This is a genomic window from Lactonifactor longoviformis DSM 17459 (assembly GCF_900129135.1).
In the GTDB taxonomy this organism is placed as follows: Bacteria; Bacillota; Clostridia; order Lachnospirales; family Lachnospiraceae; genus Lactonifactor; species Lactonifactor longoviformis.
Genome location: NZ_FQVI01000001.1, coordinates 201,848 through 213,884, shown reverse-complemented (window position 1 = coordinate 213,884; position 12,037 = coordinate 201,848). Strand labels below are relative to the sequence as shown.

Annotated in this window: 10 protein-coding genes; 7 read left to right on the top strand and 3 right to left on the bottom strand. The window is 44.3% G+C overall.

Features of this window, described 5'->3' with window-relative positions:
* Nucleotides 1-101 precede the first annotated feature (101 nt).
* The 5 genes from BUA56_RS00875 to BUA56_RS00855 all read left to right on the top strand — a co-directional run bounded on the left by BUA56_RS00875 (nt 102) and on the right by BUA56_RS00855 (nt 4,953).
* Complete coding sequence (locus BUA56_RS00875) at nt 102-887, top strand: threonine/serine exporter family protein (RefSeq protein WP_072848298.1); 786 nt, start codon at nt 102-104, stop codon at nt 885-887.
* Nucleotides 884-1,330, top strand: a complete 447-nt coding sequence (locus tag BUA56_RS00870; RefSeq protein WP_072848297.1) for a threonine/serine exporter family protein — start codon at nt 884-886, stop codon at nt 1,328-1,330. The genes BUA56_RS00875 and BUA56_RS00870 overlap by 4 nt, the downstream gene beginning before the upstream one ends.
* A 318-nt stretch (nt 1,331-1,648) precedes the next feature.
* Entirely contained in the window at nt 1,649-2,746 is a 1,098-nt protein-coding gene (locus tag BUA56_RS00865) for a M24 family metallopeptidase (RefSeq protein WP_072848295.1), read from the top strand.
* A 32-nt stretch (nt 2,747-2,778) separates the two neighbouring features.
* Entirely contained in the window at nt 2,779-4,053 is a 1,275-nt protein-coding gene (locus tag BUA56_RS00860) for an MFS transporter (RefSeq protein ID WP_072848293.1), read from the top strand.
* 147 nt (nt 4,054-4,200) lie between these two features.
* A complete protein-coding gene (locus tag BUA56_RS00855; RefSeq protein WP_139249457.1) occupies nt 4,201-4,953 on the top strand; it encodes a reverse transcriptase domain-containing protein in 753 nt (250 codons plus the stop codon).
* Nucleotides 4,954-5,243: 290 nt separating this feature from the next.
* Here the strand turns inward: BUA56_RS00855 and BUA56_RS00850 are convergent, their stop codons facing one another.
* From BUA56_RS00850 to arcC, 3 genes are all read right to left on the bottom strand, one after another.
* Nucleotides 5,244-5,879 (bottom strand): corrinoid protein, encoded by a 636-nt coding sequence (locus BUA56_RS00850; protein ID WP_072848292.1) that lies wholly within the window; start codon nt 5,877-5,879, stop codon nt 5,244-5,246.
* A 50-nt stretch (nt 5,880-5,929) separates the two neighbouring features.
* The gene (locus BUA56_RS00845; protein ID WP_072848291.1) at nt 5,930-6,739 is read right to left on the bottom strand and encodes a methyltetrahydrofolate cobalamin methyltransferase; all 810 of its coding nucleotides are present in this window, start codon (nt 6,737-6,739) and stop codon (nt 5,930-5,932) included.
* Between the two features lie 238 nt (nt 6,740-6,977).
* Entirely contained in the window at nt 6,978-7,907 is a 930-nt protein-coding gene (arcC, locus tag BUA56_RS00840; RefSeq protein WP_072848290.1) for a carbamate kinase, read from the bottom strand.
* Nucleotides 7,908-8,321: 414 nt separating this feature from the next.
* Between arcC and BUA56_RS00835 the strand changes: the two genes are divergently transcribed.
* Nucleotides 8,322-9,779 (top strand): UDP-N-acetylmuramoyl-L-alanyl-D-glutamate--2,6-diaminopimelate ligase, encoded by a 1,458-nt coding sequence (locus tag BUA56_RS00835; RefSeq protein ID WP_072848289.1) that lies wholly within the window; start codon nt 8,322-8,324, stop codon nt 9,777-9,779.
* 4 nt (nt 9,780-9,783) lie between these two features.
* A complete protein-coding gene (gene priA, locus BUA56_RS00830) occupies nt 9,784-12,009 on the top strand; it encodes a replication restart helicase PriA (protein ID WP_072848288.1) in 2,226 nt (741 codons plus the stop codon).
* Nucleotides 12,010-12,037 lie beyond the last annotated feature (28 nt).

Here is a 12,037-nt window from a genome sequence, read left to right as displayed (position 1 = left end):
TCTTTGAACTCTTAACAGAAGAAGGGTGTTGTGTAATTGCGCAGCATCCTTTTTTGCTATATAATGATTACAAATCAAATCCGGTTTTGGGGAGATAAAAGATGGAAAATAAGGACAGGCAAATTATGGATGTGGCTATGAAGGCGGGCAATATTCTGCTGGAAAGCGGAGCAGAGATTTTCCGTGTGGAGGAGACGATCAATAGGATTGCAAAGTATTACGGGGTGGAGGACAGCGACTCCTTTGTGCTCAGCAGCGGTATCTTTATCACTGCGGAGGGGAAGGAAAAGCAAATATATGCCAGAGTAAAACACATCCCTCTGAATGCAGTTCATCTGGAACGGGTAGCGGCTGTGAATCAGCTCTCAAGGGAGATTGAGGAGGGAAAGCACACGGTAGAACAGGCCAGAGAGAGACTGGAAGCTATTGAAGTGATGAAGGGTAAGAAAGATCTCGCGAGAATGCTTGCCTCCGGGTTAGGGGCGGGATGTTTCTGCTATGTGTTCGGAGGAGATTTTTTTGATGCGTTTACGGCCTTCCTGGCGGGATTCCTTTTGTATTGTTTTGTCGTATGGACAGAGAAAAATGGAAAAAATATGTCCAAAATTGTGGTTAATATTATGGGTGGTTTTTTGGCTACTATGTTTGCAGTGCTCTTATATAAATGTCATCTGGGCACAAACCTGGATTATATTATCATCGGTTCCATTATTCCTCTTCTTCCAGGGGTTTCCTTTACCAATGCGATTCGGGATTTGGCAGATGGGGATTATATTGCCGGAACGGTGAGAATGATAGACGCTCTTCTGGTTACGTTTGGGATTGCTTTGGGAGTAGGACTGATGTATACCATTTACTATAAAATGACAGGAGGTCCTATGCTATGATATTGGATTTTCTTCTTCAGTTTGTGGCAGCCGGCCTCGGTACGGTTGCGTTCTCGATATTGTTTTTTGTTCCTGCAAAATATTATCCCATCTGTGGAGTGATTGGCGGGTCCGGCTGGCTCATCTGTCTTACACTGAACCGGTATCTGGGCCTTGGGATTGAGGTTTCCAGCTTTGCCGCCACTGCGTTTGTAATTATGTGCTCCAGGATAGCCGCCACAAAGCAGAAGTGTCCGGCAACCTTGTTTCTGATTTCGGGTATTTTTCCTTTAGTTCCGGGAACGGGAATATATTGGACAGTATATTACATGATAATGGGAGAAATGGATAAATGCTCTCAGTATGGGCGTCAAACGCTTACGGTAGCAATTGCAATTGTTCTTGGGATAATCTTTGTGTTTGAGATTCCCAATAGTTTGATTCGTAAAATTTGCAGAAAATAACTAGGAAGAGACGAAAAAGAGGTTCTTCACTAATTCTATAATGAAATTAAAACGCATATTTTTACATATATGAAAATGTGCGTTTTAATTTTTCTAAAATGAATATCACAAATGTACAGAATCACCAATAAACGGCGTATTTACAAGGAAAAACGGAAAAAATCGTCAATAAAAAATGAAAAAATAATAAAAAATCGAAAAAAAGTATAAAATTTATTTGAAAAAATTCCGGAAAAATGTTATTATTTATAAAAAGAATCATGTGTGTGAAATTTGTAGGTAGAAAGTGAAAAAGGCAAAAGGAAAGGGGTGCGATTTATGGACGCATTAAAAGCCAGACAACAGAAGGCGTGTGAACTTCTCAGAGAGCAGGGATTTGACAAGGCAATCATCGGGGATCCTATGTCCATTAATTATCTTACAGGAATCAGCATTATTCCCTATGAGAGATACTATGGGCTGGTTATGGATGCCAATGCGGAGACGGTAACTATGGTAAATCCCAGTGTTGACACCGGCTGTATGAAGGGTACGGTGGAAGAGGTTACATATCTGGACAGTGATGGCCCGGCCGCTGCAATCAAGAAGGTAGTAGGAGACTGCAAAAAACTGGCAGTTGAGACTAAGTATTTTTCAATGGCAATTGGTGAGATTTTTCACAGCCTGGGCTGTGAAGTTGCGGATATCGGCACTTGCATTGCAAAACTTAGAATGTGCAAAGACGAGACAGAGATCGAAACAATGCAGTTTGCTGCTAAGATTGTAGATGAGGCAATTGCCTACGTATCTGACAAGATTAAACCTGGCATGACAGAAAAAGAATTAAATATGATGCTTTACTCTTATATGTCAACCTATCCAGGTTTTATTACAGATGAGTTTATCATTTTGGTACTGGGTGCTGATAATTCTGCGAACCCTCACGGGGTCAGCGGCGATTATGCGTTCAAGGATGGTGATATTATTCTCCTTGACTTCTGCGCTTATTATAAACACTATTGGTCAGATATTACCCGCTGCCTGTTCCTGGGGCATGTTGGAAATCCGAAACTGGCTGAAATCTATGATATTGTACTGAAAGCTAATCTGGCGGCAATCGCCAAAGTAAAACCGGGAGTAAAGGCCTGTGAGATCGACAAGGCGGCCAGAGATGTGATCACAGAAGCAGGTTACGGAGAACTTTTCCTTCACAGAACCGGACATGGACTGGGATTAAGTGTTCACGAAGAACCTAATATTTCCTCCGATAATCAGCTGGTGCTGGAAGAAGGAATGACATTCACCATCGAACCAGGCATCTATATTGAAGGTGTGGGCGGTGTGAGAATAGAAGATGATATTCTTGTTACAAAAGACGGATGCCACATATTTACATCCACTTCCAAGAAAATGGAAGATCACATTCTTAAATATTAAAAGTAAAAACAACTATTAGGAGGTAGTTATTTATGGCAGGTAAAAAAGAAGGAAAATTGATGAAGAATTTGCCAACCCTGATTATCTTAATCATATCCGGTGCGTTGGTATATGCGCTTCCCTACTTCAGAAGCTATTATTATGACACATTTATTAAATATTTTGACTTGACAAACACACAGATGGGAGCTTTGGGCAGTGCATACGGCGGATTTGCCATCATTGCTTATTTCCTTGGAGGCTTCTGTGCTGACCGCTGGCCGGCAAGAAAGCTGCTTACCTTATCTCTTATTGTAACCGGAGGTTTGGGATTTATTTTACTGTTATATCCACCTTATCCGGTTGTATTCCTGATTCACGCTGTATGGGGAATTACATCCATTCTTACATTCTGGAACGCACTGGTAAAGGCTCTTCGTTCTCTTGGAACATCAGATGAGCAGGGCCGTGTATTTGGTCTGTTTGAGGGTGGACGTGGTATCACGAATATGGTTCAGTCAGCACTGATCCTGGCACTGTTTGGTTATTTATCAGTTAAAATATCTGATAAAGCAGCGTTATCTTCTGTTATTGCTACATATTCTGTAATTAACGTATTGCTTGGTATCATGGTATTTACCATGTACAAAGAGCCTGAATTTAAGAGAGAGACAAAGGCTATTATCGACGTAAAGGCATTAAAGAAAGTATTATCACTGCCTACCACATGGCTTCAGTGTCTGATTATTTTCTGTTCCTATGCAATGTGCTGCAGCTATTTCTATATCACACCATATGCAACAGAAGTATTCGGTGCAACAGCGGTTATCGGTGCAGCAGTAGGTTACTTTTCACAGTACTGCCGTCCTATCGGATGCTTTGTATCCGGATTTGCAGCTGACAGAATCGGGTCCTCAAAGGTATGCGCCATTGCTTACATCATTATGATTGTGGGTATTGCAGGAGTTATCTTTACTCCAGGCCAGCCGTCACTGATTTGGATGCTTCTGATATTCATCGCTGCAATCTATGCTTCCATGTATGCCTGCCAGTCTATGCACTTTGCTATCATGGAAGAGGGAGAATATCCTCATGAAATCACAGGTACTGCAACCGCCATTATTACACCAATCGGATACAGCGTTGAGCTGTTTGCTCCAATGGTAGCTGGTCTCTGTCTGGATCACTGGGCTGGTGCACAGGGATATAAGGTATTCTTCGGAATTCTGCTTGCAGTTTCTGTAGTTGGTTTAATAGCTACATTTGCATGGATGAAGCTTACGAAAGTAAAACGTATGGAGATTCTTGCCTCGAAGAAGGCTGCATAGTGAGAGATTGATAGTTGGGAGCCGCTGCTTGTGCAGCGGCTCCTTTTTGGGAGTGCGCCCGGCGGCGCACGTTTCTAACCGGTGCAAGTCCGGAATCCGCCCGGTAGTGGGAAGGATATAGCCGAAGGCAAGGGTGTCCATTGTGAGGTGGAATCTGAAGGAAGCTGGATATGGAAGGAAAGGGACAGTGCACAGCCGGAAGTTTTGGAGAAGATACTGGAGAAGGACAACCTGAACAGAGCTTTTAAAAGAGTGAAGGCAAACAAGGGTGCACCGGGAATCGACGGAATGACCGTAGAGGAAGCCGGAGCATACCTGAGGGAGAACCAGAAAGAGCTTATCGAGAGAATCAGAAGAGGAAAGTACACCCCGGACCCGGTAAGACGAGTGGAGATACCCAAGCCAGACGTTGGAATACGGAAGCTTGGCATTCCAACCGTAAAAGACCGCATTTTTCAGCAGGCTATAACACAGTGCCTGACACCGATATACGAGCCGTTGTTCACGGAGAACAGTTACGGTTATCGACTGGGGAAAAGCGCAAAAGACGCTATTGAGAAAGTGAAGGAGTATGCAGAACAGGGATATACCCATGCAGTATCATTAGACCTGTCGAAATACTTCGACACCCTGAACCATGAGATACTTCTGAATATCCTGCGCAGAAATGTGAAGGACGAAAGGGTAATCCAGTGGAAGAAACCGAAAACCAAGGTGAAGAACCTGCGGAAAATGGGAGTACCGGAAGATTTGGCAAGGCAGGCAGGAAACAGCCGGAGAGGTCATTGGTTTACGACCCATACGGTAGCGGTGAATCTGGCGATGACAAAAGAAAGACTGATAAGCAGCGGCTTTTATGATTTAGCCGCCGCCTATCAGTCGGTGCACGTCAACTGTTGAAACCGCCGTGTACCGAACGGTACGCACGGTGAGAGAAAGCTCGTGCCGGGGGCTGGCTGGTCTGGACGGGCGGAAGGTCAGGTTCCCGCGGACACCTCCGTCGTGAAGAGAGTCTATGGCCAAACCGGAATCCCCTTCGGAGCACCGTTCGTATGGTCAAAGAATGCTTTATGTGCATTCTCTGCCCATGCTCACTTATTTTCGGCAGTCCGGGCCGAAAATAACGTGAAAAAGACGATACTAAAAGTACCGTCTTTTTCGTGATTTTCAAGGAATTAAACTTTGGCAAGTTAAGCTACTAATTCTTTTGCTTTCTGAGCTGCAGAAGCTGCGTCTGCTGTGTAAGCGTCAGCGCCGATTTCATCTGCGAATTCCTGTGTAATAGGAGCTCCGCCAACCATAATCTTGATATTGCTTCTGAAATCCTGCTCATTTAAAGCTTTTACTGTATCTCTAAGAGCTGGCATGGTTGTTGTTAAGAGTGCGGAAAGTCCTACTAAATTAACATCAGGATTTTCTTTTACTGCTTCGATGAATTTTTCGATTGGTACGTCAACGCCTAAATCGATAACTTCAAAGCCGGCACTTTCAATCATCATACCAACTAAGTTTTTGCCGATATCATGTAAGTCGCCTGCAACTGTTCCGAGGATCATTTTGCCTGCTGTTCCTGTATCGCCTGCGCTTAAGTGTGGTTTTAACACCTCAACACCTTTTTTCATAGCACGTGCTGCAACTAACATTTCAGGAACGAAGATTTCGTTGTTTTTGAATTTCTCACCAACGATACCCATTGCATCGATCATACCGGAGTTTAAGATCTCTAATGGTTCACATCCTGCGTCTAATGCTTCCTGAACTAAACCACCAACTAATTTTGCTTTTCCTGCACATACTGCATCCGCAACTGCTTGAATCTGTGACATATTAATATCCTCCTTATTAATAAATTATATAAATTTAATAGTGTCCTGTATTATTTTTTGGGAGCTGGTCCGATTAATCCTTCACGGAAAGCTCCGATGTATTCCAGACAGTACTCATCATTCTGTAACAGAGCGTCTGTAGCATAGATCATACCTAACATATCACGGTTGGTCGGGTCTACGATGGCACTGTCCATACCTGCGTTCATAGCTAATACCATGAATGCCTGATTGATGTTCTTACGGGCCGGAAGTCCGAAAGAAATGTTGGAAAGACCACTTGTAATGTGGATATCCGGATATTCTGCCTTGATCTGACGGCAGCACTCTGCAAAGGTTGTGAGGGCTTCTTCGTCAGTGGAAAGGGTTACTACCAATGGGTCAATATGTAAACGAGATGGTGCTATTCCATATTCTTTTGCCTTCTCCATGACATTGTGGAATACTTCCATTCTGCGCTCTACAGAATTAGGAATTCCTTTGTCATCACAGAGGAGAGCGACGCATTCCCATTTTGTGTCCGCAATCACTGGGAAGATTACGTCAATCTTGTCCCCTTCCATGGAAACAGAGTTTATTAAACCTGGTTTCTTACAGAAAGGAATCGCCGCTACACATGAATGAGGGCTTGGACTATCAATACAGATAGGCACATCGGTTACTTCCTGAATTAAATCGATCATCCAGTGGAGAGTTTCAACTTCGATGCTTTCCTCAACGGATGCGCAGCAGTCAATATAAGTCGCATTGGCGTCTGCTTGAATTTGGGCTCTGTGCTTGATGAATTCAGCATCTTTTTCCGCAATTGCTTTTGCTACTGGCGGAATAGAACCATTGATTTTCTCGCCGATTATAATCATTATATGGCACCTCCTAATGCACGTATGTTTTTCTACATGTCCATTCTACCAAAAATTGCTTGATAGGAAAATACCACAATGTATTGGCAAATTTTGAATCTTTTCATACAATGTGTAGGAAGAGAAGAAAGTGCCGATTTTATAAGAAAAATTACGCTTGGGACAAAGAAAATTGTAAAAAAAGAGAATGCCTTCCCCGGCATTCTCTGCATTTTTGTACATATAGAAGTAAGCGTACTTACTGGATAACAGTTCCTGTTTTGCCCAGAAAACCGTCTTTCGCCTTTGTGATGGACGTGATAACAGCCCTTCGGCCCTGTCCCTTTTCCAGGAAGGAGACGGCAGCCTCAAACTTAGGCAGCATGGTACTGGGTTCAAAATGACCCTCTTCCATATATTTTTTTGCCTGCTCCAAAGAAATACTGCCAATCAGTTCTTCGGAATCGGACTGATAATTCAGAGCAACCTTCTCCACACTTGTCAGAATAAGGAGTTGATCCGCCTCCAGGAGCTCAGCAAGCTTTCCGCTGGACAGATCCTTTTCAATAACAGCACTGGCACCGTGTAGCTCCACCCCTTGTTCCAGAACGGGAATTCCGCCCCCGCCGCAGGCGATTACAATCTGTCCTTTATCCAGGAGGGCCTTAATAGAATCAAGCTCAATAATTTCCTGAGGCTTTGGTGCGGCTACGATTCTCCGGTATCCTTCTTTTTCTTTTATAACATAATTGCCTTTTGCCTCTTCAGCCTCAGCCTCCTCCTCTGTGAGATAACGGCCAATGATCTTCGTGGGTTCATGGAAAGCGTCATCGTAGGGATCTACCTTTACCTGTGTTAAAACCGTACATACCGGTTTATAGATTCCCCGTTTAAGCAGCTCGGCACGGATGGAGTTCTGGATATCATATCCGATATAGCCCTGGCTCATGGCAGAGCATACGGACATAGGCGCAAAGGTATAATCGGGATGTACTTTTCCGAATTCATTCATGGCAGTATGGATCATACCTACCTGAGGCGCATTGCTGTGGGAGATAACCACCTGAGCGCCGCACTCGACGAGATCGGCGATTGCTTTCGCAGTCTCCTTTGTTGCCTGCTTCTGCTCAGGAAGAGTAGTGCCCAGTGCCCTGTGTCCCAGAGCAACTACAACTATTGTTTTTTTCATATAATATACCTCTCTTAATGGTGTAATATTCTATGTCCCATTATAGTGTGAAAAATAGGAAAAAGCAAGAAAAAACCCGATACGCGAGTACCGGGCTTTTCCAACTTGAGGGGGGAGATAGTGAGTGGTTTATCAACTATCCAAGATTCATTATATAGACAAAATGTGATAAAAGTATGTACAAATTATAAATAATATGGAAACTATCTTAAGAAAAGCGGAAAAGAATCCTAAGGAAAGGAAAAGCAAAGGTATGCCTGATTGAAAATTATGGGTTCATGTGGTATTCTGTTACTTAGAATTTCTTATATTATATAGAATACCCAGGGACAGTTCTTTGGGCATGTCCTGTGAGCGGGCAGGTGGTATCTCCTGCATAATAAAGAATAAGATAAAAGGTATGGAGGATTGCACATGAAATTATCTTCGTTATTAGAACAAATAGAATATACCTGTTGCCAGGGGACAACAGATATACAGGTAGAGGATGTGGTCTTTGATTCCAGAAAAGTGGTCGAAGGCTCTCTTTTTGTATGCATCAGGGGGGCTGTGTCAGACGGACACAGATTTGTACCTGATGTAGTAGAGAGGGGGGCATCGGTTCTTATCGTGGAAGAAGAGGTGTCTGTGCCGGACCACGTAACGGTTATTCGGGTGGAGGATACCAGATATGCTCTGGCATGCATTTCAGCAGCTTATTTCGATCATCCTGCCCAAAAGCTTAAGACCATTGGGATCACTGGCACAAAGGGCAAAACAACCACCACATATATGGTAAAGTCTATTTTGGAAAACGCCGGATATAAGGTGGGACTTATAGGCACCATAGAAGCTATTATTGGGGACAGAGTTATTCCAGCAGCCAACACTACCCCGGAGTCTTATGTGATACAGAAGTATTTTTCCATGATGGTGGAGGCGGGATGCGACTGCGTTGTGATGGAGGTTTCCTCTCAGGGGCTGATGCTTCACCGGACAGCGGGATTTACCTTTGATTACGGAATCTTTACCAATATTGAGCCGGATCATATAGGACCAAATGAGCATACAAGTTTTGAACATTATCTCCAGTGCAAAGCTATGCTGCTCAGACAGTGCCGGGTAGGCATTGTTAATGCAGATGATGAACATCTGGAACAAATTATTAAGGACGCTACCTGCAGGCTGGAGACCTTTGGCTTTGGCGGCAATGCAGATCTCAGAGCGGTTAATGCCCATATGGTTGCCCGTCCAGGGTATCTTGGCATCAGCTATGATGTGAAAGGACTGCTGGAGTTCCCTGTGGAGATTGATATACCGGGAAAGTTCAGTATCTATAATTCTCTTACGGCAATTGCAATCTGCCGGCATTTTCAGGTATCAGAGGAAAATATTAAAAAGGCGCTGAAGTCAGCGAAGGTAAAAGGCAGGGTGGAAATGGTCAAAGTGTCTGATGATTTTACACTGATGATAGACTATGCCCATAATGCTATGAGCCTGGAGAGTCTTTTAGATACCCTGCGGGAATATCATCCGCACCGTCTTGTCTGTGTGTTCGGATGCGGAGGAAATCGGTCCAGGATGCGCAGGTACGAGATGGGGGAGGTTTCCGGAAGACTGGCAGATCTTACGATTATTACTTCAGATAATCCCAGAAATGAGGACCCTCAGGCAATTATGGACGATATTGTGACCGGAATCCAAAAAACAGACGGAAAGCATATAGAGATCGCTGACAGAAAGGAAGCAATCGCCTATGCGATTCATCACGGCGAGCCTGGAGATATTATAGTATTGGCCGGAAAAGGGCATGAAGATTACCAGGAGATTAACGGAAAAAAATATCCAATGGATGAGAGGGTTCTGATCGCTGATATTCTGGCAGGAAACTAATAAAATGAACGAATGGTATGCAGATATAATTGTAGATATTTCTCAGGAAAAGTTGGATCGTACTTTTCAGTATAAGATACCGGAGGCTCTCAGAGAAGACATCTGCATCGGCATGCAGGTTAGGGTTCCTTTTGGGAAAGGTAACCGGGAGATTACAGGGTATGTAACAGGCATCTCCGTGGACGCGCGGTATGACACCGAAAAAATGAAAGAAATTCTGGGCCCTGAATCCGGGGGAATTACGGTGGAGTCTAAACTGATAGCGCTGGCGGCATGGATTCGTGAGCAGTATGGTTCAACTATGAATCAGGCATTGAAAACAGTTCTTCCTGTGAAAAAAAAGATGAAGGCAAAGGAGAAAAAAAGGTTAAGGCTTGTTTTGCCCCCCAAAGAGGCAGAGGAGTTGCTTATAGAATTAGAAAGAAAAAAATATGCGGCCAGAGCCAGGCTGCTGTCAGCAATTCTGGAAAATGGAGATATGGATTATGAATTTGCGATAAAAGCACTTCATGTTTCTCCGGCCGCTGTCAGGAAAATGATAGAAAATGGCGCAGTAGCCGAGGAAGTGTCAACCGTGTACCGGAATCCTCTGGGGCCAGTGGAGGGAAATGAGGAACAGATTTCTTTAACCGAGGAGCAGAGGACAGCAGCGGTACGGATTGCTGAGGAATGGGCTTCAGAGGTTCCAAGGCCCTGTCTGCTTCACGGAATTACGGGAAGCGGAAAAACGCTGATCTATATGGAGATGATTCAGAGAATTCTGGAGGAGGGAAGGGAAATCATTGTTCTGATTCCAGAAATTGCCCTCACTTATCAGACGGTACGACGGTTTTACCTTCGGTTTGGAGAACGCGTTTCTGTGATTAACTCCAGAATGTCCCAGGGAGAGCGGTTTGACCAGTTTGAAAGGGCAAGAGAGGGGAAGATACAGATCATGGTGGGTCCCCGTTCCGCCTTGTTTACACCATTCCAGAAGCTGGGGCTGATTATTATAGACGAGGAACACGAATCCTCCTATATCAGCGAAAGCACTCCCAGATACCATGCCAGGGATGTGGCCATAGAGAGGGCCCGAATGGAAGGGGCATATGTCCTTATGGGGTCCGCTACTCCCTCCGTAGATTCCTATTATAAAGGGCAGCAGGGAATCTATCATATGGTTTCCCTGTCTTCCCGTTTTGCGGGAAGCAGCCTTCCGATGGTATATACTGTAGATTTGCGGGAAGAATTAAAAACAGGAAATCGATCTATTATAAGTAAATTGCTCCGGGATAAGATCCAGGAGCGCCTGGATAACCGGGAGCAGATTATGCTGTTTCTCAATCGGCGGGGCTACTCCGGGTTTGTGGCCTGCCGGTCCTGCGGCTTCGTAGTAAAATGTCCCCACTGTGATGTGTCGCTGTCTATTCACAGCCATGGGAGGCTGGTATGCCATTACTGCGGATATGAGACGCCAAGTCTCTCCGGATGTCCTGAATGCGGTTCTCCCTATATTGGAGGATTCCGTGCAGGGACCCAGCAGATAGAAGAGATTGTAAAGAAGATGTTCCCCAGGGCAAGGATTTTGAGAATGGATCTGGATACTACCAAGGGAAAGAATGGACATGAGACAATTCTTGCCGCTTTTGCCAATAAAGAAGCCGATATTCTGGTGGGAACCCAGATGATAGTAAAAGGCCATGATTTTCCGAAAGTGACTCTGGTAGGCGTTCTCGCCGCAGATATGTCTTTATTTGCAGAGAATTACAGAGCCAGTGAGAGGACCTTTCAGCTGCTGACGCAGGCAGTGGGGAGAGCCGGAAGGGGAAAAAATCCAGGGGAAGCTGTGATTCAGACGTATCACCCGGAACACTACAGCATTCAGGCGTCTGTACATCAGGACTATGAAGAATTTTACAGGGAAGAAATCTCATACAGACTGCTCATGGGATACCCTCCCGCAGCCTCAATGCTCGCCATACGGGGCGCCTGCAGGGATGAGTCGCTTTTACAGCAGGGAATGCATTATATAGGAAAGTATATTCAAAAGATTTATCCAAAGAGTGAGCTGCAGCTGATAGGGCCGGCACCGGAGAATATTTCCAAAGTAAATGATATGTATCGTATGGTACTTTATCTGAAGCACGGGGAGAATGAACGGCTGATATGGATAAAAAACCAGCTGGAGCGTTATATCAGAATAAATAAAGGATTTGACAAGATTACGGTTCAATTTGATTTTAATGTATAAACTATAAATATAGTAAGGAGAGGACAGG

Excerpts from the sequence above, each read along its gene's own strand:
- arcC (WP_072848290.1), bottom strand. The coding sequence starts at position 7,907 with ATGAAAAAAACAATAGTTGTAGTTGCTCTGGGACACAGGGCACTGGGC.
- BUA56_RS00860 (WP_072848293.1), top strand. The coding sequence starts at position 2,779 with ATGGCAGGTAAAAAAGAAGGAAAATTGATGAAGAATTTGCCAACCCTG.
- BUA56_RS00875 (WP_072848298.1), top strand. The coding sequence starts at position 102 with ATGGAAAATAAGGACAGGCAAATTATGGATGTGGCTATGAAGGCGGGC.
- BUA56_RS00870 (WP_072848297.1), top strand. The coding sequence starts at position 884 with ATGATATTGGATTTTCTTCTTCAGTTTGTGGCAGCCGGCCTCGGTACG.
- priA (WP_072848288.1), top strand. The coding sequence starts at position 9,784 with ATGAACGAATGGTATGCAGATATAATTGTAGATATTTCTCAGGAAAAG.
- BUA56_RS00835 (WP_072848289.1), top strand. The coding sequence starts at position 8,322 with ATGAAATTATCTTCGTTATTAGAACAAATAGAATATACCTGTTGCCAG.
- BUA56_RS00865 (WP_072848295.1), top strand. The coding sequence starts at position 1,649 with ATGGACGCATTAAAAGCCAGACAACAGAAGGCGTGTGAACTTCTCAGA.
- BUA56_RS00850 (WP_072848292.1), bottom strand. The coding sequence starts at position 5,879 with ATGTCACAGATTCAAGCAGTTGCGGATGCAGTATGTGCAGGAAAAGCA.
- BUA56_RS00845 (WP_072848291.1), bottom strand. The coding sequence starts at position 6,739 with ATGATTATAATCGGCGAGAAAATCAATGGTTCTATTCCGCCAGTAGCA.